This window comes from Duganella sp. 1224 (genome assembly GCF_013408245.1).
Taxonomy (GTDB): domain Bacteria; phylum Pseudomonadota; class Gammaproteobacteria; order Burkholderiales; family Burkholderiaceae_D; genus Rugamonas.
Genome location: NZ_JACBYS010000002.1, coordinates 47528 through 69638, shown reverse-complemented (window position 1 = coordinate 69638; position 22111 = coordinate 47528). Strand labels below are relative to the sequence as shown.

Sequence of the window (22111 nt, the reverse complement as noted above, 5' to 3'; positions counted from 1 at the left end):
ATCATGCGTACTTTTGATCTCGCCCCACTGTACCGTTCCGCCATCGGCTTCGATCGTCTGGCACAACTGCTGAACGACGCCCAGCGCAACGACGCCCCTAGCTATCCCCCATACAATATCGAACTCGTGTCGGACGACCAGTACCGCATCGTCATGGCGCTGGCCGGCTTCACCCGTTCGGAAATCGACATCACCTTCGAGCGTGACTCGCTGACCGTGGTGGGCCGCAAGCAGAAGGACGCCACCGAGCGCACCTATCTGCACCGTGGCATCGCCGCCCGCGATTTCGAGCAGCGCTTCCAGCTGGCCAACCACGTTAAAGTGACCGGCGCCAGCTTCGACAACGGCATGCTCACCATCGAACTGGTGCGTGAGATTCCGGAAGCCCTGAAGCCACGCAAAATCGTCATCGACGGCAGCGACAACGTGACTGCCCTGGAGCAGCGCCAGGCCGCTTAATTCCGCTTTAATGTAGTCCTTGCAACTGGCCGGTTATCCGGCCAGTTTTGCGTTGTAACGAAGCATTTTGGTTAAGTAGGACCTAAGTTTTTAGCCTCATATTGGATACATCTAAAGTGAGACTTCAGCCATAGGAGAACCGTGATGTCCAATTCTACTCTCAAGCGTGCTGCCGTCGCCGTCGCCGTACTGGGCGTGGTCGGCGTGGGCGGTGCAGTCGCTGTCAAACAAAACGCCGCCGTGGCCGCCGCCACCGTGCCGGTTGCCGCCGTGGCCGCGAGCGCCGCGCCGGCGCCCGTCGCCGCGCCCGGCATTACGCTGCCGGACTTCAGCTCGATCGTCGCGCAGAACGGTCCGGCCGTGGTCAACATCAACGTTACCGGCAGCACCAAGACCGCCTTCGATCCGGACGGCCCGCAAGGCCGCAACGATCCGTACGCGGACGATCCTTTCTACGAATTCTTCCGCCGCTTCCAGGGCCAGCAGCGCGGCCAGCAGCGCCAGGTGCCGACCCACGGCCTGGGCTCGGGCTTCATCATCAGCCCGGACGGCATCATCCTGACCAACGCCCACGTGGTGCGTGACGCCAGCGAGGTGGTGGTCAAGCTGACCGACCGCCGCGAATTCCGCGCCAAGGTGCTGGGTTCCGACCCGCAGAGCGACGTCGCCGTACTGAAAATCGACGCCAAGAACCTGCCGGTGGTGCCGCTGGCCAAGGGCAACGACCTGAAAGTGGGGGAATGGGTGCTGGCGATCGGCTCGCCATACGGCCTGGACAACACCGTCACCGCCGGCGTGGTCAGCGCCAAGGGCCGCTCGCTGCCGGATGGTAACGTGCCGTTCATCCAGACCGACGTGGCGGTCAATCCGGGTAACTCCGGCGGCCCGCTGTTCAACACCCGCGGCGAGGTGGTCGGCATCAACTCGCAGATTTACAGCCAGACCGGCGGCTACCAGGGCTTGTCGTTCGCCATCCCGATCGATGTGGCGAACAAGATCAAGAACCAGATCGTCTCCACCGGCAAGGTGGTGCACGCCAAGCTGGGCGTGACGGTGCAGGAGGTCAACCAGGGCTTTGCCGATTCGTTCAACCTGGCCACGCCGGAGGGCGCGCTGATCTCGAACGTCGAGCGCGGCGGTCCGGCCGACAAGGCCGGCCTAAAGTCGGGCGACGTGATCCGCGCGGTCAACGGCCAGAAGATCATCAGCTCGGCCGACCTGCCGTCGATGGTGGGCCTGTCGACGCCGGGCGACAAGATCACGCTGGACATCTGGCGCCAGGGCAAGCCGCAGCAGGTCACCGCGACGCTGGGCAACGCCAACGACAAGATCGCCAAGGCCGACGCGCCGGCCGACCAGGCCAGCGCCAAAACCCGCCTGGGCTTGTCGCTGCGTCCGCTGGACCCGTCGGAACGCCAGGAATCCGGCATCGCCAGCGGCCTGCTGATCCAGGACGCCGGCGGCGCGGCGGCCGATGCCGGTGTGCAGCCGGGCGACGTGCTGCTGTCGGTCAATGGCCGGCCGGTCAACAGCGTCGAGCAGGTGCGCGACGTGGTGGGCAAGTCCTCCAAGTCGGTGGCATTGCTGATCCAGCGCGGCGACGATAAAATCTTCATACCGGTCCGCCTGGGCTAAACTTCGGGCCGGCAGAACGCTCAACAAAAACAGAAAGGGAACAACATGCGACTTCTGCTGGTAGAAGACGACACGATGATCGGCGAGGTGGTGCTCGACCTGTTGCGGGCCGAGCACTACGCCGTCGACTGGGTCAAGGACGGCGCCATGGCCGATACCGCGCTGCAGACCCAGACCTACGACCTGGTACTGCTGGACCTGGGCCTGCCGCGCAAGGACGGCCTCGACGTGCTGCGCTCGATGCGCCTGCGCAAGGAGCTGACCCCGGTGCTGATCGCCACCGCGCGCGACGCCAAGGAACAGCGCATCGCCGGCCTCGACGCCGGCGCCGACGACTACGTGCTCAAACCCTACGACCTGGACGAGCTGCTGGCGCGCATCCGCGCGCTGCTGCGCCGCTCGGCCGGCCGCGCCGAGCCGATCTTCGAGCACGGCAACGTCACCGTCAATCCGCAAACCCGCGAAGTCATCGCCGACGGCAAGCCGGTCAGCCTGTCGGCGCGCGAATGGGCGGTGCTGGAGGCGCTGATCGCGCGGCCGGGCATCGTGCTGTCGCGCCACCAGCTGGAGGAAAAGCTGTACAGCTGGAAGGATGAAGTCAACAGCAACGCGGTGGAAGTCTACATCCACGGCCTGCGCAAGAAACTTGGCGCCGAGCTGATCCAGAACGTGCGCGGCCTCGGCTACATGGTGCCGAAACTATGAAGGTAAGGATGCCGCCGCTGCCGCGCGTGCCGGTGGTGACCCATTCGCTGCGCGGGCGCCTGCTGTGGTTCCTGCTGGCCGCCATTACCATGGCGGCCATCGCCCAGGCGATGATCGCCTACCGCAGCGCGCTCAGCGACGCCGACCAGATCTTCGACTATCACATGCAGCAGATGGCGATGTCGCTGCGTTCCAGCGCCACGCTGACCAACAAGGCCGCCGACACCGCCGCCGATCCGGAAAACGACGACCTGGTGGTGCAGGTGTGGACCCCGGACGGCGCCCAGGTGTTCCGCTCGCTGTCGCGCGCGGCCCTGCCGCAGCGCGCGGTGCTGGGCTTTTCCAATGTGCGGGTGAACAACACCACCTACCGGGTGTTCTCGGTGCAGACCTCCAACCAGACGGTGCAGATCGCGCAGGACATGGCGGTGCGCCAGCGCATGGCCGGCACGCTGGCGCTGCGCACGGTCGGCCCGATCGCCGTCATGGCGCCGGTGCTGATGCTGGTGGTGTGGTGGGTGGTGTCCGGCTCGCTGGCGCCGGTGTCGCGCGTCAAGCGGCAGGTGGCGGCGCGCCAGGCCGAGGACCTGTCGCCGGTGTCGGAAAACGACTTGCCGGACGAGGTGCTGCCGCTGGTGCAGGAGCTCAACCTGCTGTTCGACCGCGTGCGCACCGCGTTCCAGGCGCAGCAGCACTTCGTGGCCGACGCCGCGCACGAGCTGCGCACGCCGCTGGCGGCGCTCAAGCTGCAGGTGCTGAGCCTGGAGCGGGCGCAGGACGAGGCGGCGCGCAAGGTGGCCATCGGCCGCGTCACGGCCGGCATCGAGCGCGCCACGCGGCTGGTCGAACAATTGCTGATGCTGGCGCGGCAGGAGGGCGGCAGCGACGAGATCCGGCTGGAGCCGGTCAACCTGGGCGACATCGTCAAGCGCGTGCTGGGCGACATGAACGGGCTGGCGCAGGCGCGCCAGATCGACCTCGGCCTCAACCATGCCGATGAGGTGTGGGTCAACGGCCAGCAGGACGCGCTGCTGATCCTGCTGCGCAACCTGGTCGACAACGCCATCAAGTACACGCCGGCCGGCGGCACCGTCGATATCGACCTGCGCCGTAGCGTGGCCGCCACAAAACAGGCCAAGCCGCGCATCCTGCTCAGCGTCGAGGATTCCGGCCCCGGCATCCCGCCGGAGGAGCGCGAGCGGGTGTTCAGCCGCTTCTACCGGGTGCCGGGCAGCCCGGCCGGCGGCAGCGGTCTGGGCATGGCGATCGTGCAGTCGATCGCCGAGCGCCACGCTGCCGTGCTGTCGCTGGAGCAGTCCGAACGCCTGGGCGGGCTGAAGGTCAATGTCGATTTTCCCGAGACTGCCAAGCCCACTCCGGTCTAAAATGCCGTTTTTACACGGTGCTGGAGTGGCGCATGAAGAAAATCGGATTTTCGGGAACCCTGGACCCGATCACCAACGGTCACATGTGGGTGATCAACGAAGCCCGTTCGCTGGCGGACGAGGTGGTGGTCTTTCTGTCTGAAAATCCGGCCAAGAAGCCCAAGTTCACCGCCGAGGAGCGCAAGAGCATCATCGCGCTCAGCTGCGCCGAGCAGGGCTGGGCCAATGTGTCGGTGGTGATCGTGCGCGGCGACTACACGGCGCGCGCGGCCAAGAAGCAGGGCGTGGAATGCCTGATCCGCGGCATCCGCACCACCGCCGATTTCGATTACGAGAACCTGATCCAGCAAACCAACGTCGACGTGCTGCAGGGCGCCAAGACGGTGTTCGTGATGCCGCCGCGCGACCTCGGCTCGGTCAGCTCGTCGTTCGTCAAGGCGCTGGAGGGGCCGATCGGCTGGAACTGGATCATGAAGAAATTCGTCCCGGGGCCGGCCTATCACGCCTGGGTGCTGAGCTGGCTGCGCAAGGAGTGGGAAACGCTGTGGGACTACGCCCACCGCGACGCCACCGCCATCGCCCACGCCGACGACTGGTTCGCGCGCCTGACCGGCCCCGGCTGCTACGGCGGCGCGGCGCGCCACTACCACAACCTCGACCACCTGGTGCACGGCCTGTGCGAGATCCGCGTGTGGGCTGCCAACACCCGGCCCGATCCGGCCGACGTCGACATCATCAAGCAGGCGTTCTGGTTCCATGACGCCGAGTACGGCCACCACGGCGACCCGGCGGCGCCGACCAACGAGGAGGCCAGCGCGCAGCTGTGGCTGGGCAGCCACCTGGGCCAGGAAACCGGCGACGCGGCCGAGCTGATACGCGCCACCGACCATTTCCAGGAGGCAGCCATCACGCACCGGCTGAAGGACGTGCTGCTAAGCGTGGACCTGGCCATTCTCGGCCAGGACGACGAGGTCTACCAGAACTACGCGCGGGCGATCCGGCAGGAGTACAGCCATCTGCCGGATGCGACGTACCGCCAGCAGCGCGGCGCGGCGCTGGCGCACCTGTGCCGCAAGGCGCAGCAAGGCCTGCTGTTCGGCAACGCCTACTTTGCCGAACAGTACAACGAGCGCGCCATCGACAATATGCAGCGCGAGATAGACCGGCTGGCGGTTTAGGCGGTGCCGGTGGGCGGCAGCTCGATTTCGTCCTTGCGGGCGGCCAGCGCGGCACCCAGTTCTTCCAGGTCCAGCTTGGTTTTGCGGACTTTGGGGAACATCTCGGTTTCTTCTTCCTCGACGTGGTGGTCGATCATTTCCGACAGCACCTTGACCTTGGCGTCGAACAGGTCATCGGTCGGCGCCATGGTCTGGATCTGGGCGATCAGGTCCTTCGCCGAGGCGTGCTCGACAACGGCCTCGTCCATCATGTCGTCGTCCTTGATGGCCTTGCGCACGGCCGGGTAGAAGATTTCCTCCTCGATCATGGTGTGCTTGGTCAGCGCCTCGCAGATCTGCAGCGCGAGCTTGTGCTTGCTGACATTGGCGCGGTCGCCCAGCTGCTCGTACTGCTCGAACATGTCCTTGACGGTTTCATGGTCTTCAATCAGCAGCGCGATGGCGTCCTGCGGTTGCGTTTCAGTCGGAATAGGCTTGGGGATTTTGCCCTGCGATGGGGAAGTGGTTCTCATGTCGGCTCCTTGCGTGGCTAATGAACGTGCGGGGGACTGCCAGGCCAGTCTAGGAGCCGCACCTGGTCGCGTCTGTGCGTTGTTCAACCAACCGTCACGGCGCGAAGCGGGTGAAGACGAAGTCGTGGTTCTTGACCAGCGCCTGGTGGCAGCCCCAGCAGGTTTGATGCTGGGCCTCGTCCACCGGCTTGCCGTTGACGAAGCGGCCGAAGCCCCAGCCCCCGGTGGCCGCGTATTTCTTCGAGTCCTTGACCATCACCTGCACCGTGGTGGCCTTGCCCGGCACGTAGGCCGGCGGCGATTCGGTCGATTGCACGTGTTTCCACGCCAGCTTGACCAGGATGGTGCCGTCAGGGAAGGGCAACTGGTTTTTCTCGATGGCCGCCATGGCGACCGGATTGCCGACCACCACGCGCAGTTCGTCCAGCGGCGGGGTCTCGTGGGCCGGGGCGATGAATTGCCATTTGCGGTAGCCTTCCGGCACGGTGACGCCGTAGATCGGCGAGGCGTTGGGCGGCGCCGCCTGGGCCAGCCCGGCGCTGGCCAGCAGCAGCGCGGTGAACAGTGCTTTCATTGGATTCTCCTGAGATGACGGCCCGGAAGCCGTGATGCTTCAGAACCGGTTCCAATTATTGCGCCGGTGCTCGCTGGCTTCCATCATCAAGTGGGTGGCTCCCAGCTCATCTTTTTGAGTTAGTGCGTCACCGGTCTGCATCGTCATCGCCAGTTCCTGGATGGCCGGCGGATACTCGTGCTCGGCGGCCTCGCGCAGCCATGCGCGCGCCCTGACCGGATCGCGCGCCACGCCCTCGCCCTCGCGGTAGAGATTCGACAGCAGGAACATCGCGTGTGCATTGCCCAGCTCACCCGCCTGGGTCAGCAGGCCGGCCGCCCGCGCCGGATCGCGCGGCACGCCGTTGCCGTTCTTGACCATCAGCCCCAGCGTCAGCGCCGCCCTCGCGTGCTGGCGCTGCGCCGCCAGCGCATACCACGGCGCGGCCGCCGCCGGCGCGGCCGCCACGCCCGGCGCGCCCAGCCGCAGCATCTCGCCCAGCTGGAAGGCGGCCTCGACATCGCCGGCGCGCGCCGCGCGCGCAAACAGCGCGAGCGCGTCGGCGCGCTGCGCCGGACGCGACTGGTACAGAATCGCCAGTTCGCGCTGCGCGACCGGCAGGTGCTGCCCGGCCCACGCCATCAGCTTGCGCTCGGCGTGCGGATCGGCCTCCTGCCTGGCCTTCATGCCGACGACTTCGATTTGTGCCGAGGTCGGTTTTTCGTGCGGCATCTGGCAGCCGCACAGCAAAGCCGAACTCAGCAATACTGCGGTCAGCGCGCGCATCTCACTTGCTCAGGTCGATGGTGTACTTGGCGAAGCCGCTGGCGTCCAGCGCGCCCTCGGCGGTCACCGCCGCCAGGCCGCTGCCCTGGGCCACCGCCAGGTGGCCGGGCGCCGAACGCAGGATCACCGGCCCGGCGGTCGCCACCTTGACGAAGCTCCAGCTGCGCGCGCTGCCGTTGTTGGCCAGCGTCACCTTGCCGGTGGCCGCGCCCTGCGCGCTCAGGTAGTTGCTGACCACGGTCTGGTTGGCGTCCGGCGACTTGATGATGGTCTTGCTGCCATCGATGCCGGGCACCGCGCCGCCGCCGCCGGCGCGGTAATCGTTGGTGGCCACGATGAAGTCATCGCCATCGGCCACCGCCTTGCCGTTGTAGGTCAGGTTGACGATGCGGCTGCCGACCGGCTTGGTGACGTCGATCTGGTAGGTCAGCGCGTTGTTCTCGGCGTAGAACACGTCGTAGTTGTAGATGGTGCTGTAGCTCGGCACCAGGTCCTGTTCGCTGGTCTTGGCCGGATCGATCTGGCCGAACTGCTTGGCCGACGCCTCCAGCCAGTTCTTCAGGTCGGAACCCTTGATCTTGACCGCCTGCAGGTTGTTGTTGGAGTACAGGTACAGGTCGCCCGGATTGCGCACCTGCAGGCCGACCGGCGCCGCCGACGACGCGCCCGGCGCCACGTCGGTGAAGTCGGTCGGGCCGTTGCGGCCGGCCTTGAACGGCGCGCTGCACGAGATCACCGGAATGCTCTTGTAGCTGGCGATGGTGGCGTCGGTGCTGGTGGCAATGAAGTTCTTCACGTACGCCAGCTGCGCCTGGTTCACCAGCTGGATGGCGCTGACGTCGCCGGCCAGCGCGAAGTACGAGGACATCTCGAAGTCGGTGGTCACGCCCAGCGGCTGCTTGGCGTAGGCGATGGTGGCGGCGTGCTCGGTGGCCACCAGCGGCGCGACGCTGCTGTCGGCGGCGATGTTGGTGGTGCCGTCGGTGTACTTGAAGCCGCGCGATTCCACCGTGGTCTTGGCCGGCTGCACCACCCACTTGCCGTTGGTGTAAGCCAGCGTCAGCTTGATGATGCCCAGGCGGCGGCCCCAGCTCTGCGCCATCACGGTCGGCACGCCGTTGACGAAGCCATTGATGGCGTCGATGTTGGCGCTGGCCGGGAAGGCGGCGAACGATGGATCAAGCGCGGCGGCGCCGGTCTCTTTGCCTTTCGGGAAGATCAGGTGGGAGTGGCCGATCAACAGCGCGTCGATGCCGGTGGTGGTCAGGTGGTAGGAGCCGTTTTCCATTTTCGGGCTGTAGGCGCTCGGGTCGAGGCCGCCGTGCGACAGCGCCACCACCAGGTCGGCGCCCTTGCTGCGCATCTCCGGCACGTACTGCTTGGCAGCTTCCTGCACGCCGGTGACGGCGACCTTGCCGGCCAGGTTCTTCTGGTCCCATTCGAGGATCTGCGGCGGCACGAAGCTCATGATGCCGATGTTCATTTTCACGTCCAGCTTGCTGCCGTCCGGCTTGGTGGCCGAGAAGGTGCGCGGCAGCAGCGTGTACGGCTGCACGATCGGCTTGCCGCTGGCCACGCCGGTGACGTTGGTCAGCACCAGCGGGAAGGCAGGCGCGCCGCAGGTGCCGCTCGGTTTGCTTACGCCGGGGATGCCGAAATCGGTGTTGGTGACCTGGCTCAGGTAGGGCAGGCCGTAGTTGAATTCGTGGTTGCCGAAGCCGCCGCCGTCGTACTTCATGAAGTTCATGACCTTGTGCACGGCCAGCGTGTCGGTGCAGGCGATCGGCTTGGTGACGGCTTGCAGGTCGCCCAGCAGCGTGCCCTGGATGGTGTCGCCGTCGTCCAGCAGCAGATTGTTCGGGTTCTCGGCGCGCGCGGCCTTGACCAGCGAGGCGGTGCGCTCCAGGCCCAGGCTGGTGTCCTCGGCCAGCGAGTAGTAGTTATAGCTCATCACGTTGGCGTGGATGTCGGTGGTTTCCAACAGCGCCAGCGTGACCGTCGTGCCTTCCGGGATCGCCGGCGTGGCGGGCGGCGTCACCGCGACAGGAGTATTATCGCCGCCGCAGGCCACCAGGCCGGCCGCGGTCATGGCGGCCAGCATCACCAGATTCAGTTTCATCGCTACCTCGAAAGAAAATTCAAGGTTGCGACTTTAGCTATCTAGCGTGACAACATTATGACATCGCGCAATTAATACGCCCAATACGGCCCGGCCTTGCCTGCCACCGTATTGTTTTCCATCACCACGAACACGCGGCGGCCGTAGAAGAACGGCAGGCCCCAGTCGAAGTAGTTGCCGGACGCGGTGCCGCCGACTTGCGCGGCGTTGATGGTGGACGCCAGGTTGACCACGTTGACGACGGTGAAGTTGACCGCGCCGCTGGCGCTGCCATCGGCGGCGGTGTTGGTGGCGCTGAGCGACACCGGCGCGGCCGGGCAGTAGAAATCGCCGCCCGAGCATTGGCGCAGGCTGCTGTCGGCGAAGAAGTAGCCGTTCGAGCCGCTGTCGATGAAGCTGGCGCTGTAGGCCTTGCCGTTGTAGGTGGTGGTCAAGTCGCCGCTGTTGTTGGCCTTGAAGATGGTTTCGCTGGCGATGGTGTTGTTGCTCTGCGTGTTGACGCCAAACACCAGCGTGCCGCTGACCGAGGTCAGGCCGGCCGTGCTCACGCTGGGCATGCTGATCAGCAGGCCGTTGTTGTTGACGGCGAACGAGGCCACCGGGTTGCTGATCTGCCTGGACAGCGGCATGGCGCTGGGGGTGCAGGCGCCGTTGGCGCAGGCATAGTAGGCGCCGCTGATGGCGGCGTTGGCGCACGAGCTGCCGCAGTCCTGCTTGAACATGCCGACGCCGAGGATGCCCTTGGCGCCCATCGCCGACAAGCTGCCGAGGTTGGCGCCGGCGCTGCTGCAGCTGGACGGCGTGCTGGCATAGCTGGCGCCGCTGTCGCCGATCACCTGGATCGGGATGCCGGACGCGACCTCGTCGGCCAGCTTGACGTCGGCCTGGCGCACCGCGCCCCAGGTGTAGCCGCTGACGAACTTGCCGCAGGCGCCGGCGTCGGCGCCGGACGCGGTGCTCACGGCGGGCAGCGCCAGCGTCGAATTGAGCTGGCTGGCCAGCAGGCGCAGGCCGTAGGAGCCGGTGTCCAGCAGCACGTGGTCGATGGTCTGGCAGGTGCTGGTGCCGGGCCGGCAGACGGTGACGCTGACATACGGCACGTTGATCACGCCGCTGACGCCGCTCGGGCCGCTGTCAACCACGATGGCGCTGCTGTTGCTGAGCGCGGCCGTGACGCTGAGCGCGCTGCTGGCGCTGGCGCTGCCGCCGTCGCCCGTGCAGCTCATGCTGTAGGTGAAGCTGCCGGCCGCCGTGGGCGTGATGGTCACCGAGCCGGAGGTGGCCTTGCTGCCGCTCCAGGCGCCGCTGGCGGTGCAACTGGTGGCGTTGGCCGACGACCAGCTGAGCGTGGTGCTCTGGGCGGTGGTGATGTTGGCCGGCGCCAGCGTCAGGCTGACGGTGGGCGAGGGCGGCGGCGTGGCCACCGTGACCACGGCGGTATTGCTGACGCTGCCGCAAGTCAGCGTGTAGTTGGCGGTGCCGGGGTCGCCGGCGGTGACAGCGCGGGTGCCGCTGGTGGCCACCGTGCCGCTCCACGCGCCGGACGCGGTGCAGCTGTCGCCGCTGGCGTTGGCGACGCTCCAGGTCAACGTCACGACCTGGCCGCTGGTGGTGGCGGTGGGCGTGGCGCTGATGCTGATGACCGGCGTCAGCGACGCCATCGATTCGGTGCTGCCGGTGGTGGACGCGGTGGACGCGGAGCCGCCGCCACCGCCGCAGGCGGCCAATACCAGGCACAGCAAGGCGCCGGCAAAATGCATCAATTTCATGCGGACTTTCCTTATTCGATGGTAGCGGTGTCAAAGCCGGCCGGCAGGGCGCTCGGGAGCCACGCCTGGCCCTCGAACGCGCGCATGTGGCCGCTGGAGACGATGACCACGTCGGACTGGTTGACGGCCAGTTGCGAGTGGCCGGCCTTGGGGCGCTTGGCGGCGTTGCTGGTCATGACGGTGAATTTGTCGCCCAGCAGGGTGCGCAGATCGGGCAGGGCCGGTCCCTTCCAGCTGACGGCGAAGACGATGCCGCTGGCGTCGGCGTACTCGCGCACCACGGTGCCGCTGTCGAGCGTGCTTTGGGTGATGGTGTAGACGGCGTTGGGCGCTGAGGTCGCGCTGGTCGCGGCCAGGCTGCGCGCGGCCATCCTGGTCTGCGTGGTGGCGGCGCCGAAATCGGACGGTGTGCTGCCCAGTGCGGCCCAGGCGAGAGCGCCTTGCAGCATGGACAAAATGATCATCAAGGTGAATGCGCGGCGCATAGACGCTCCATTGCCGGGAAAAAAGACAATGCTAGTCTAGAACGGTCACGCGTTGGGTTAGGTTAGCGATATGTAATAAAACGTTACATGCGCGGCGGCGCGGCGGGAGCGGGGGGGGCTGGCTGGGTGTAGATCACAATCGGTTGCGGAGGTGGTGGGGGCGCTGTCGGTACGGCATTGTTGAGTACAAAAGTCATAACGACAATGCCGGTACCGCTCATGACAATCGCCGTGCCCACCACCCAGTTGATGATGTCGGCAAAGCCTTTGTGCATTTCGGCCCGTAGTGCTGCAAGGTCGGCTTTGGTCGCGCACTGTTCCAGCCTCGCGCGCGTGTCGATGACTAGCTCGCGCGTGTCGGCCATGAGTTCTTCGAGTTTTGCGATCCTGGTTTCCATACCAGGATCGTATGCCTCGTGATTGTCGCCGTCAAACGCGCGATATTGAGCCAGCTCAGAACTTCACGTACAGCCTGCCGAAGTAGGACGCGCCGTTCAGGCCGAACTGCACCGACTCGTACTTGAAGCCATTGTCGGTCTCGTCCGGATTCTGCACGCTCGGATGCACGTTGAAGATGTTGTTGCCGCCAAACGTGAACTTCATGTTCTTGTTGATGGTGTACGTGAAGGCGAGGTCAGCCGAGGCCTTGGCCGCGTAGTGCTGGTTCGGCACGCCGGCGGCGGTGCCGCTGTAGGTGCCCAGCGTCTGCGGACCGAAGTAGATCAGCTTGAGGTCGGTTTCCCACGCGCTGTGCGTGTAATCGAAGCCCAGCGTGGCCTTGGACCGCGGCGCGCCCTGCTCGATGTACAGCCGTTCCTTATCCGACAGCAGCACGTCCTCATAGCCGCGCAGCGACGCCGGCGCGTGGATGCCGGTCACCTCGGTCTTGCTGACGTTGAGCGCCAGGAAAGTGGTCAGCTTGTCGGCGCCGAAATTGGTCTTGTGCGAGGCGGTCAGGTCCAGGCCCTTGGTCTTGGTGTCGACCGAGTTGACGAAGAACTGCGCCTGGCCCACGCCCAGCGTCGCCAGCTTGGCGGCCAGGTCCGGGTAGTTGCTGTCGTCAAAGCGGCCGGACAGCACGATGCGGTCCTTGATCTTGATCTGGTACAGGTCGGCGGTGACGGACACGGCCTCCACCGGCGTCCACGTCGAACCCAGCGTGAAGCTGGTGGATTTTTCTTCCTTCAGCTTGGGAATGCCGGCCAGCTTGGTGACCGCGCTGTCGTTCGGCGCCAGCACCACGTCGGTCGGCACGCCGCCGATGAAGTCGGTGAAGGTCGACGAGAAATACATCTGCTGCAGCGACGGCGCGCGGAAGCCGGTCGAGGCCGAACCGCGCAGCAGCACGGTCGGCGCCACGCGCCAACTGCCGGCCAGCTTGCCGGTGGTGGTCGAGCCGAAGTCGCTGTACTTCTCGTAGCGCACCGCGCCCTGGGCCTTGACGGTGTCGGTCAGGTCGGCTTCCAGGTCGAGGTAGGCGGCGATGCTGTGGCGGTTGGCGTTGACCTGGTCGGCCGGCTGGAAGCCGGGGAAGCCCTGGCTGCCGGCGTTGCCGCCGAAACCGACGCCGTCGGCGTCAATGTACGAGCCCGGCTCGCCGGCGTAGATCTTGTAGTTCTCGTGGCGGTACTCGCCGCCGAACGCCACGTTCAGGCCGCGGCCGACCAAGCCGTCGAAGTAGCGGTTGAAGTCGAGGTTGGTGGTCAGCTGCTCGAACGAGAAGCCGCCGGCATTGAAGCTGGTCGGGCTGATGCCCTTGCCGCCGGCCAGCAGGTCCTTGTTGGCGATCGACGCGTTCAGCGTGTTGCTGATGTCGTAGATCATCTTGTTGTAGCCGTAGGTCTGCGACAGGTCCATATTCCACTCGCCCAGCTGGTTGCGGTGGCCGATGGTGGCGTAGCGGTCGTGGATGGTGGCGTTGATGAACGGCACGAAGCCGTTCGGGTACATGGCGGCCGAGTTGCGCGACGGGATGTCGTCGCTGTCGATGCCGCCGCGCGCCCAGGCGCCGGAGGATGCGTCGCGGTCCTGCGCGCCGGCGGTCAGGTACAGGCGGCCCGTGCCGACGGTCGGCAGTTCGCCGTTCAGGTAGATGGTCTGGTTCTTGGTCTTGCTGTCGCCGATGGTGCGCGGATTGCCATCCTCGGCGCGGTTGGAGCGGCCGCGGTCCAGGTACTCGCCGGTGATGCCGAGCACGCCGCCGGCGCCGATCTCGACGCCGCAGTAGGCCGAGGCCAGGTAGTTCTTGCCGTCGCGGCGCGAATACTCGCTGAAGCCGGCGACCGCTTCGCAGCCCTTGGATTTTTTCAGGCCGATGTCGATCACGCCGGCGATCGCGTCCGAGCCGTACTGGGCGGCGGCGCCGTCGCGCAGCACCTGCACGTCCTTGATCGCCATCAGCGGAATCGCGTTCATGTCGGTGCCGGTGTTGCCGCGGTTGCGCGCGCCGAACAGGTTGACCAGCGCGGTGGTGTGGCGGCGCTTGCCGTTGATTAGCACCAGCGTCTGGTCCGAGCCGAGACCGCGCAGCGCGGCCGAGTCCACCAGGTCGGCGCCGTCGGAGCCGGTCTGGCGGGTCGAGTTGAACGACGGGGAAATATACGTCAGCGTCTGCGCCAGGTCGAACTGGCCGCCCGATTCGCTGACCTTGCTCAGCGGGATGACATCGACCGGTACCACGGTGTCGGTGGCGGAACTGGTGGCGCGGCGCGAGCCGACCACGCTGACCGACTGCATCGAGCTGTCGGTCTGGGCATAGGTGGCTGGGGTGACGGCAACAGCGCTGGCGCCGTACAAGCTGACCAGGACGGCCTTCCGCAAAGTTTTTGTTTTGAACACGTTGTCCTCTCCCATGAAAAATTTGATTCTATGCAAATATTTCATATGGATAGACGTTTTTGTATCACTTTCCCATGCAAACACTCTTTTCTGTTGTTTGCGCGCGCCACTCGCCGTCTCCCTCTACGTAGCACTACGTAACTCGGTTTTTCCACCAATTAAAATACTTTCGCCGAGGAACTCAGTGCGCAGCTTGCACGGCGTGCCCAGGCTGGCGCCCTGGTACACGGTGACGCCGGTTTGCAGCAGCACCGACAGCGCGCCGGCCGCGACGCCGGTGGCGCCATCCTCGGCGGCCGGGTCGAGGTGATTGAAGCTGCGGCCCTCCAGCGCGCCGTCCGGCCGGCGGCACCAGGCATAGGCGCCGCTGACGCCGTGCTGCCGGCCCCAGTCGGCGATGGCGGGCAGGTCGGGCGCCAGCGCCTGCAGCGCGGCGCTGTCGGCCACCTCCAGCAGCAGCTTGGGACTGCCCACCGAGGCGATCGCCGGCGGCGAGGCCAGCGCGATGCCGGGCGCGGCCAGCAATTGTCGCGCCAGCGCGGCGGAGACAATCACAGCCGGCGGGACTTGCGGCGACAGTTGCAGGAACACCTCGCCGTCATGCAGGATCAGCGTCAGTGGCTGGCCGTGCATGGCGGTGCGCACGTCCAGCCTGGGCCGCTCGGTCGACAGCAACACGCGCGCGGCCGCCAGCGTGGCGTGCGAGCACAGCGGGCTGCGCGTGTGCGGGTAAAAATAATCCAGCACGATGCCGCCGTCGGCCGCCATGTCGATGAACACGCAGGCCGGCTTGTTGCGCTCCCTGGCGAACTGCTGGCGCTGCGCGGCGTTGGAATGGTCGTGTTGCACCACCAAGGCGGGATTGCCCTCGCCGGCGGTGATGCCAAAGCACAGCAGTTCTTGCACTTGCGTCGTTTGCATTCGGAGTCTCCGTTTCTGCGTTTCATCGCATCCTGTGCCGCGCTGCGCGCGTGCCATAGAAGAATGCAATGTTGATGAGGAAGGGCATTATGACAAAGCGTTTCGCGTTGTGCCGGGCCACCGCTGCTTGCCGGTCCGTCGCAGCGTAACCAGGTGTCGACTGGCGGGTAGTGTAAAATACTGTATAAAAACACAGTATCCATTATGAACCTGCCCGCCCATGGACTGCCGGCCTATGCCGAGCTGTTCTGCTTGTCCAATTTTTCGTTTCTGCAAGGCGCTTCGCATGCCCAGGAGCTGGTGGCGCGCGCGGTACAGCTCGACTATGCGGCGCTGGCGATTACCGATGAATGCTCGCTGGCAGGCGTAGTGCGCGCTCACGCCGAGGCCAAGGAGGCCGATTTTCCGCTGATTATTGGCAGCTATTTCCGGCTGACCAATCCGGATGGCACGCCGGCGCTGTCGTTCGTCGCGCTGGCCAAGAACCGTGATGGTTATGGCAATCTTTGTGAACTGATCACGATCGGGCGCAACCGCGTGGCCAAGGGCAGTTATCTGCTGACGCCGGCCGATCTGGCGGCGCCGCCGCCGGCGTTTGCGCATTTGAAGGGATTGCCGGATTGCCTGCTGATCCTGCTGCCGGACTATCCTGCGCATCGTCCTGACGATGTGGACCGGCTGCATGCGCAGGCGGCGTGGATGGAGGCGACGTTTCCAGGGCGCGCCTGGATGGGCTTGAACCTGCTGCTGCGCGCCTTCGATGAGGCGCACAAGGTCAGCATCGATGAGGTGGCGTCGCAGCACCGGATGCCGGTGGTGGCTGTCGGCCACGTCTGTATGCATGTCCGGTCGCGCAAGCCGATGCAGGATACGCTGACAGCGGTGCGCGTTGGCAAGCCAGTCAGCGAGTGCGGTTACGAACTTGCGCAGAATGCCGAACAGCACCTGCGTTCACGCGTGCAGCTGGCCAATCTGTATCCCAACGCGGCGCTGGCGGAGACGCTGCGCATTGCCGAGCAATGCACTTTCAGCCTGACTGAGCTGAAATACGAATATCCACACGAGCTGATTCCCGCCGGCCATACGCCAGCCAGCTATCTGCGGCAGGAGGTGGAAAAGGGCGCGCTGCGGCGCTGGGCGGGGGGGGCTTCGCCCAAGGTGCGCGACCAGATCGAAAAAGAGCTGGTGCTGATCGCCGAGCTGAAGTACGAGTCGTATTTTCTGACGGTGTACGACATCGTGCGCTTCGCGCGGTCGCAGGATATTTTGTGCCAGGGGAGGGGCTCGGCCGCGAATTCAGTGGTGTGCTACTGCCTCGGCGTGACCGAGGTGGACCCCGAGCGCAGCAGGATGCTGACGGGCCGCTTTATTTCCAAGGAGCGCAACGAGCCACCCGACATCGACGTCGACTTCGAGCACCAGCGGCGCGAGGAGGTCATTCAGTACATCTACGAGAAATACGGCCATGACAGGGCGGCGCTGGCGGCCGTGGTGATCAGCTATCGCCCCAAGAGCGCGTTGCGCGACAGCGGCAAGGCGCTGGGCGTGGACCTGGCGATCATCGACAAGGTGTGCAAGTCGCAGCGCTGGTTCGACAGCCGCCACGAACTGATGCAGCGGCTGGTCGAATGCGGACTGGAGCCGGACTCGCAACTGGCGCTGCAGTGGGCGGCGCTGGCGTTTGCGCTGCTGAGTTTCCCGCGCCACCTGTCGCAGCATCCGGGCGGTTTTGTCATCTCGCACGAGAAGCTGACGCGGCTGGTGCCGATCGAAAAAGCCACCATGGAAAACCGCTACGTCATCCAGTGGGACAAGGATGACCTGGAAGAGCTGGGCCTGATGAAGGTGGACGTGCTGGCATTGGGCATGTTGTCCGCGCTGCAGCGGTCGCTGAAGCTGCTGAGTGCGCAGCGCGGCGCCCCCTTCCGCATGCAGGATATTCCCGCCGAGGATCGCGCCACCTACGACATGATCTGCGAGGCCGACACCATCGGCGTGTTCCAGATCGAATCGCGCGCGCAGATGAGCATGCTCCCGCGCCTGCGGCCGAGGACGTATTACGATCTGGTCATCGAAGTCGCGATTGTGCGGCCAGGGCCGATACAGGGCGGCATGGTGCATCCCTACCTGCAGCGGCGCATGGACAAGCGGCTGGTGAACTATCCGCCGCGGCTGGAGGAGGCGCTTGGCAGAACGCTGGGCGTGCCCATCTTCCAGGAACAGGTGATGCAAATCGCCCAGATCGCGGCCGGCTTTACCGAGGGCGAAGCCGATAATCTGCGCCGCGCCATGGCTGCCTGGAAGCGCAAGGGGGGCGTTGACAAATACGAGCAGCAGATCAAGGACGGCATGCGCGCGCGCGGCTATGACGACGACTTTGCCGAGGCCATCTGCAAGCAGATCCAGGGCTTCGGCGAGTACGGCTTCCCGGAATCGCACTCGGCCAGTTTCGCGCTGCTCAGCTACGCCAGTTCATGGATCAAGCGCCACCAGCCGGCGGCGTTTTTGTGCGCGTTGCTGAACAGCCAGCCGATGGGCTTCTACAGCCCGTCGCAACTGGTGCAGGATGCCAAGCGGCATGAGGTGGTGGTGCGCGAGATCGATGTCACCGTCAGCGGCTGGGAGACCTCGCTGGAGGAGCCGGCCGGCCGGCGCGGGCAGCCGGCCGTGCGGCTCGGGCTGAACATGCTGAAGGGGATGGGCGCCGAGGTGGCGGCGCGCATCGAACAGGCGCGCGCGCAGCAGCCGTTTGCCAGCGTCGCCGACCTGGCGCGGCGGGCCGATCTCGACCGCCATGCGCTCCACGTGCTGGCCGGCGGCGACGCCCTGCGCAGCCTGTCCGGCCACCGCCGCCAGGCGCTGTGGCAGGCGGTCGGCGCGGTGCCGGACAAGGATTTGCTGCGCCCCACGCTGCCCGACGAGGAAACCCCGGCGCTGGACGCCCCCAGCGAGGGCGAGGACATCCTCGGCGACTACCGCTCGCACGGCCTGACGCTGCGCCGCCATCCGCTGGCGCTGCTGCGCGCAACGCTGCGCAAGCACCGCTTCATGCCGGCCGAGGTGCTCAACACCTACACCAGCAACATGGTGGCGCGCGCCTGCGGCCTGGTCACGGTGCGGCAGCGGCCCGGCACCGCCAAGGGCGTGATTTTCATGACATTGGAGGATGAAACCGGCAGCGTCAACGTCATCATCTGGCCGTCGTTGCTGGAGAAGCAGCGGCGCGAAGTGCTGAGCGCGCCGCTGCTGGGGGTGTATGGCGTGTGGCAGCAGGAGGGCATGGTGCGCCACCTGGTGGCCCATCAGCTGGTGGACATGTCGCACCTGCTGGGCCGGCTGCCGACCGCCAGCCGTGATTTCTGTTAGCGACCGCGGCGTCGCAAATGTACCGCCACCATGGATTCTTGCCCGTCGGCCCAACTGCTGAGCATGACGGGCATGCCATCCTGCAGCCGCCTCGGACGGCGCAGGTAGTTGCGATACAGCCAATGGCCCGCCAGACCGGCGATGCCGATGAGCACCACGATGGCGGCGAACATTATCGCGCTCCCGGACGGGTGTCGCCGCCGATGCCGTAGTAGTTGTGCACCTGGCTGGCCCAGGTCTGGTTGGCCATGTCCGGCCAGTCATCCTTGTCGAAGCCAGGCGCCGCCTCAATGCGTTCCTTGTCGATGTTGAGCGTGAAGCGCTTGTTGACGGTGTCCAGCGTCAGCGCTTCCCACGGCACGGCGAACAGTTTTTCGCCGAGGGTCAGCACGCCGCCCGAGGCCATCACCGCGTAGGCGATTTTGCCGGTGCGCATGTCGAGCATGATCTCCTTGATCTCGCCCAGGTGTTCATTTTGCAGGTTGTGGACGTGGTCGCCGATCAGGGTGTCGGCGCCCATCAGCTCCGGGCCGGGGCCCTTGTGGCCGCTGTCGACATACATGCCATATTGATCACGATCTTCGTAGCTCATCATGAATCTCCTTTCAGTATTGAGTTGTCATCTTGCTCTTTCGGGCGGGCCGAGTCTGTACGCTGATGCACATGGCAGATGAAGAATCGGCCGTTTTAGGGTATAATTTCAATTTCCCGCATGTGCCGTTCGGCACCTTCCGCAATGACCAAATTTGTCTTCGTCACCGGCGGCGTCGTGTCTTCCCTTGGTAAAGGGATCGCCGCTGCCTCCCTCGCTGCGATCCTCGAATCGCGCGGCCTCAAAGTCACCATGCTCAAGCTGGACCCGTACATCAACGTGGACCCCGGCACGATGTCTCCAATGCAACACGGCGAAGTGTTCGTCACCGATGACGGCGCCGAGACCGACCTCGACCTCGGCCACTACGAGCGCTTCATCAGCACCCGCATGAAAAAGGTGAACAACTTCACCACCGGCCAGATCTACGAATCGGTGATCCGCAAGGAACGCCGCGGCGAGTACCTGGGCAAGACCGTGCAGGTGATCCCGCACATCACCAACGAAATCCAGGACTACATCCGGCGCGGCGCGGAAGGCTATGACATCGCCCTGTGCGAAATCGGCGGCACCGTCGGCGACATCGAGTCGCTGCCGTTCCTGGAGGCGGCCCGTCAGCTGAGCCTGCGCGCCGGCCGCAAGAACGCGGCCTTCGTGCACCTGACGCTGGTGCCGTACATCGCCTCCGCCGGCGAGCTGAAGACCAAGCCGACCCAGCACTCGGTACAGAAGCTGCGCGAAATCGGCATCTCGCCGAACGCGCTGCTGTGCCGCGCCGACCGCCGCATTCCGGACGACGAGCGCGCCAAGATCTCGCTGTTCTCCAACATCGAGGAGCAGGCCGTGATCTCCGTGTGGGACGTCGACACCATCTACAAGGTGCCGCAGATGCTGCACGACCAGGGCCTGGACGCCATCATCTGCGACGCCCTGGACATCAACCCGGCGCCGGCCGACCTGTCGGTCTGGAGCAAGCTGATCTACACGCTCGAGCATCCGAAGACCGAGGTGTCGATCGGCATGGTCGGCAAGTATGTCGAGCTGACCGAGTCGTACAAGTCGCTGACCGAGGCGCTGCGCCACGCCGGCATCCACAACGAGTGCAAGGTCAACATCGAGTACATCGACTCGGAAGAGATCGAGACCACCGGCTGCGCCGACCTGGCCAAGTACGACGCCATCCTGGTGCCGGGCGGCTTCGGCAAGCGCGGCGTGGAAGGCAAGATCATGGCCGCCCAGTTCGCCCGCGAAAACAAGATTCCTTACCTCGGCATCTGCCTCGGCATGCAGGTGGCGCTGATCGAATACGCGCGCCACAAGGCCGGCCTGACCGAGGCCAACTCGACCGAGTTCGACCTCGACACCGCGCAGCCGGTGGTGGCCCTGATCGACGAATGGCAGGGCCAGGACGGCAAGGTCGAGAAGCGCGACGAGAACTCCGACCTGGGCGGCACCATGCGCCTGGGCGCGCAGACCTGCGCCATCAAGCCGGGCACGCTGGCCTCGGAAATCTATGGTGCCGTGGTGACCGAGCGTCACCGCCACCGCTACGAGGCCAACAACCACTACCTGCCGCGCGTGGAAGCGGCCGGCCTGGTGGTGGCGGCGCGCACGCCGACCGAGGACCTGTGCGAAATCATGGAACTGCCGCGCAGCGGCGACAACGCCCACCCATGGTATATGGGCGTGCAGTACCACCCGGAATTCAAATCCACCCCGCGTGACGGCCACCCGCTGTTCACGTCTTACATCAAGGCAGCGCTGGCCCACAAGGCAGCAGGAGAGGCAGCATGAAACTGTGCGGATTCAACGTCGGCCTGGACCAGCCGTTCTTCCTGATTTCCGGTAACTGCGTGGTGGAGTCGCGCCAGATGGCGTTCGACACCGCCGGCACGCTGAAGGAGATCACCACCGAGCTGGGCATCCCGTTCATCTTCAAGGCCTCGTTCGACAAGGCCAACCGCTCGTCGGGCAAATCCTACCGCGGCCCCGGCCGCGAGCAGGGCCTGGAAATCCTCGGCGACGTCAAGCGCGAGCTGCAGGTGCCGGTGCTGACCGACGTCCACACCATCGAGGACATCGCGGTGGCGTCGAAAGTCGTCGACGTGCTGCAGACGCCGGCCTTCCTGTGCCGCCAGACCGACTTCATCGTCGCCTGCGCGCAGTCCGGCCTGCCGGTCAACATCAAGAAGGGCCAGTTCCTGGCGCCGCATGACATGAAGAACGTCATCGACAAGGCGCGCGCCGCCGCCAAGGAAGCCGGCCTGCCGGAAGACAACTTCATGGCCTGCGAACGCGGCGCCTCGTTCGGCTACAACAACCTGGTGTCGGACATGCGCTCGCTGGCCATCATGCGCGAAACCGGCGCGCCGGTGGTGTTTGACGCCACCCACTCGGTGCAACTGCCGGGCGGCAACGGCACCTCGTCGGGCGGCATGCGCGAGATGGTGCCGGTGCTGTCGCGCGCGGCGGTGGCGGTCGGCGTCGACGGCCTGTTCATGGAAACCCACCCGAATCCGGCGGAAGCGCTGTCAGACGGCCCCAACGCCGTGCCGCTGGGCCGCATGAAGGACCTGCTGTCCACCCTGATCGAGCTGGACCGCATCACCAAAAAAGCTGGCTTCCTGGAGAACAGCTTCAACTGAAAAACAGCCCGTCATTCCGGCGCACGCCGGAATCCATGCTGAGCTTGCTACTCAGAGGTTCTATGGATTCCGGCCTGCGCCGGAATGACGGGGGGCTAAAGCCACAGTTGCGTGTGGAATATTTAGCAATCTTGTCTTGACCGGGTACAATTCCCGTTATCGT

The 22111-nt window shown here is 65.5% G+C and carries 19 protein-coding genes; 8 read left to right on the top strand and 11 right to left on the bottom strand.

Annotation, left to right across the window (positions count from 1 at the left end):
* Positions 1-3: 3 nt before the first annotated feature.
* The 5 genes from FHW58_RS12380 to coaD all read left to right on the top strand — a co-directional run bounded on the left by FHW58_RS12380 (position 4) and on the right by coaD (position 5362).
* Positions 4-459 (top strand): Hsp20 family protein, encoded by a 456-nt coding sequence (locus FHW58_RS12380; protein WP_179673464.1) that lies wholly within the window; start codon positions 4-6, stop codon positions 457-459.
* Positions 460-603: 144 nt separating this feature from the next.
* Positions 604-2094: a Do family serine endopeptidase gene (locus tag FHW58_RS12375; protein ID WP_179673463.1), complete on the top strand. Its 1491-nt coding sequence runs from the start codon at positions 604-606 to the stop codon at positions 2092-2094.
* A 45-nt stretch (positions 2095-2139) separates the two neighbouring features.
* Positions 2140-2799 carry a response regulator gene (locus FHW58_RS12370; RefSeq protein ID WP_179673462.1) on the top strand — a complete coding sequence of 220 codons (660 nt, stop codon included), beginning with the start codon at positions 2140-2142 and terminating at the stop codon, positions 2797-2799.
* Positions 2796-4184 (top strand): ATP-binding protein, encoded by a 1389-nt coding sequence (locus FHW58_RS12365; protein WP_179673461.1) that lies wholly within the window; start codon positions 2796-2798, stop codon positions 4182-4184. Before FHW58_RS12370 ends, FHW58_RS12365 begins: the two co-directional genes overlap by 4 nt.
* A gap of 32 nt (positions 4185-4216) precedes the next feature.
* Positions 4217-5362: a pantetheine-phosphate adenylyltransferase gene (coaD, locus tag FHW58_RS12360; protein ID WP_179673460.1), complete on the top strand. Its 1146-nt coding sequence runs from the start codon at positions 4217-4219 to the stop codon at positions 5360-5362.
* Here the strand turns inward: coaD and FHW58_RS12355 are convergent.
* The 9 genes from FHW58_RS12355 to FHW58_RS12315 all read right to left on the bottom strand — a co-directional run bounded on the left by FHW58_RS12355 (position 5359) and on the right by FHW58_RS12315 (position 15345).
* On the bottom strand, positions 5359-5874 hold the full coding sequence (locus FHW58_RS12355; RefSeq protein ID WP_179673459.1) for a hemerythrin domain-containing protein: 516 nt from the start codon (positions 5872-5874) through the stop codon (positions 5359-5361). The genes coaD and FHW58_RS12355 overlap by 4 nt on opposite strands.
* Positions 5875-5968: 94 nt before the next feature.
* On the bottom strand, positions 5969-6448 hold the full coding sequence (locus FHW58_RS12350; RefSeq protein WP_179673458.1) for a cytochrome P460 family protein: 480 nt from the start codon (positions 6446-6448) through the stop codon (positions 5969-5971).
* Positions 6449-6487: 39 nt separating this feature from the next.
* Entirely contained in the window at positions 6488-7213 is a 726-nt protein-coding gene (locus FHW58_RS12345) for a tetratricopeptide repeat protein (RefSeq protein ID WP_179673457.1), read from the bottom strand.
* Between the two features lies 1 nt (position 7214).
* Complete coding sequence (locus FHW58_RS12340; protein ID WP_179673456.1) at positions 7215-9332, bottom strand: bifunctional 2',3'-cyclic-nucleotide 2'-phosphodiesterase/3'-nucleotidase; 2118 nt, start codon at positions 9330-9332, stop codon at positions 7215-7217.
* Positions 9333-9403: 71 nt separating this feature from the next.
* The gene (locus tag FHW58_RS12335) at positions 9404-11101 is read right to left on the bottom strand and encodes a DUF3443 domain-containing protein (protein WP_179673455.1); all 1698 of its coding nucleotides are present in this window, start codon (positions 11099-11101) and stop codon (positions 9404-9406) included.
* Positions 11102-11112: 11 nt separating this feature from the next.
* The gene (locus FHW58_RS12330) at positions 11113-11586 is read right to left on the bottom strand and encodes a DUF2844 domain-containing protein (RefSeq protein ID WP_179673454.1); all 474 of its coding nucleotides are present in this window, start codon (positions 11584-11586) and stop codon (positions 11113-11115) included.
* Between the two features lie 83 nt (positions 11587-11669).
* Complete coding sequence (locus tag FHW58_RS12325) at positions 11670-11984, bottom strand: hypothetical protein (RefSeq protein WP_179673453.1); 315 nt, start codon at positions 11982-11984, stop codon at positions 11670-11672.
* A 55-nt stretch (positions 11985-12039) separates the two neighbouring features.
* Entirely contained in the window at positions 12040-14439 is a 2400-nt protein-coding gene (locus FHW58_RS12320) for a TonB-dependent siderophore receptor (RefSeq protein ID WP_179673452.1), read from the bottom strand.
* Positions 14440-14547: 108 nt separating this feature from the next.
* Entirely contained in the window at positions 14548-15345 is a 798-nt protein-coding gene (locus tag FHW58_RS12315) for a PhzF family phenazine biosynthesis protein (RefSeq protein ID WP_179673451.1), read from the bottom strand.
* Positions 15346-15549: 204 nt separating this feature from the next.
* Between FHW58_RS12315 and FHW58_RS12310 the strand changes: the two genes are divergently transcribed.
* Positions 15550-18711, top strand: a complete 3162-nt coding sequence (locus FHW58_RS12310) for an error-prone DNA polymerase (RefSeq protein ID WP_179673450.1) — start codon at positions 15550-15552, stop codon at positions 18709-18711.
* Here FHW58_RS12310 and FHW58_RS12305 read toward each other — a convergent pair.
* Together FHW58_RS12305 and FHW58_RS12300 are read right to left on the bottom strand one after the other, a co-directional pair.
* Positions 18708-18884: a hypothetical protein gene (locus FHW58_RS12305; RefSeq protein ID WP_179673449.1), complete on the bottom strand. Its 177-nt coding sequence runs from the start codon at positions 18882-18884 to the stop codon at positions 18708-18710. The two genes, FHW58_RS12310 and FHW58_RS12305, sit on opposite strands and share 4 nt — an antisense overlap.
* On the bottom strand, positions 18884-19303 hold the full coding sequence (locus FHW58_RS12300) for a PRC-barrel domain-containing protein (RefSeq protein WP_179674196.1): 420 nt from the start codon (positions 19301-19303) through the stop codon (positions 18884-18886). The genes FHW58_RS12305 and FHW58_RS12300 overlap by 1 nt, the downstream gene beginning before the upstream one ends.
* 144 nt (positions 19304-19447) lie before the next feature.
* Between FHW58_RS12300 and FHW58_RS12295 the strand changes: the two genes are divergently transcribed.
* A complete protein-coding gene (locus FHW58_RS12295) occupies positions 19448-21097 on the top strand; it encodes a CTP synthase (RefSeq protein ID WP_179673448.1) in 1650 nt (549 codons plus the stop codon).
* Positions 21094-21948, top strand: a complete 855-nt coding sequence (gene kdsA, locus FHW58_RS12290) for a 3-deoxy-8-phosphooctulonate synthase (protein ID WP_179673447.1) — start codon at positions 21094-21096, stop codon at positions 21946-21948. The genes FHW58_RS12295 and kdsA overlap by 4 nt, the downstream gene beginning before the upstream one ends.
* Positions 21949-22111 lie beyond the last annotated feature (163 nt).

Bases quoted from the DNA above. Each gene is read 5' to 3' on its own strand.
- FHW58_RS12330 (WP_179673454.1), bottom strand. From the start codon at position 11,586: ATGCGCCGCGCATTCACCTTGATGATCATTTTGTCCATGCTGCAAGGC.
- FHW58_RS12370 (WP_179673462.1), top strand. From the start codon at position 2,140: ATGCGACTTCTGCTGGTAGAAGACGACACGATGATCGGCGAGGTGGTG.
- FHW58_RS12335 (WP_179673455.1), bottom strand. From the start codon at position 11,101: ATGAAATTGATGCATTTTGCCGGCGCCTTGCTGTGCCTGGTATTGGCC.
- FHW58_RS12380 (WP_179673464.1), top strand. From the start codon at position 4: ATGCGTACTTTTGATCTCGCCCCACTGTACCGTTCCGCCATCGGCTTC.
- FHW58_RS12345 (WP_179673457.1), bottom strand. From the start codon at position 7,213: ATGCGCGCGCTGACCGCAGTATTGCTGAGTTCGGCTTTGCTGTGCGGC.
- FHW58_RS12340 (WP_179673456.1), bottom strand. From the start codon at position 9,332: ATGAAACTGAATCTGGTGATGCTGGCCGCCATGACCGCGGCCGGCCTG.
- FHW58_RS12310 (WP_179673450.1), top strand. From the start codon at position 15,550: ATGAACCTGCCCGCCCATGGACTGCCGGCCTATGCCGAGCTGTTCTGC.
- FHW58_RS12305 (WP_179673449.1), bottom strand. From the start codon at position 18,884: ATGTTCGCCGCCATCGTGGTGCTCATCGGCATCGCCGGTCTGGCGGGC.
- FHW58_RS12300 (WP_179674196.1), bottom strand. From the start codon at position 19,303: ATGAGCTACGAAGATCGTGATCAATATGGCATGTATGTCGACAGCGGC.
- FHW58_RS12320 (WP_179673452.1), bottom strand. From the start codon at position 14,439: ATGGGAGAGGACAACGTGTTCAAAACAAAAACTTTGCGGAAGGCCGTC.
- FHW58_RS12375 (WP_179673463.1), top strand. From the start codon at position 604: ATGTCCAATTCTACTCTCAAGCGTGCTGCCGTCGCCGTCGCCGTACTG.
- FHW58_RS12315 (WP_179673451.1), bottom strand. From the start codon at position 15,345: ATGCAAACGACGCAAGTGCAAGAACTGCTGTGCTTTGGCATCACCGCC.
- FHW58_RS12350 (WP_179673458.1), bottom strand. From the start codon at position 6,448: ATGAAAGCACTGTTCACCGCGCTGCTGCTGGCCAGCGCCGGGCTGGCC.
- FHW58_RS12355 (WP_179673459.1), bottom strand. From the start codon at position 5,874: ATGAGAACCACTTCCCCATCGCAGGGCAAAATCCCCAAGCCTATTCCG.
- FHW58_RS12365 (WP_179673461.1), top strand. From the start codon at position 2,796: ATGAAGGTAAGGATGCCGCCGCTGCCGCGCGTGCCGGTGGTGACCCAT.
- kdsA (WP_179673447.1), top strand. From the start codon at position 21,094: ATGAAACTGTGCGGATTCAACGTCGGCCTGGACCAGCCGTTCTTCCTG.
- coaD (WP_179673460.1), top strand. From the start codon at position 4,217: ATGAAGAAAATCGGATTTTCGGGAACCCTGGACCCGATCACCAACGGT.
- FHW58_RS12325 (WP_179673453.1), bottom strand. From the start codon at position 11,984: ATGGAAACCAGGATCGCAAAACTCGAAGAACTCATGGCCGACACGCGC.
- FHW58_RS12295 (WP_179673448.1), top strand. From the start codon at position 19,448: ATGACCAAATTTGTCTTCGTCACCGGCGGCGTCGTGTCTTCCCTTGGT.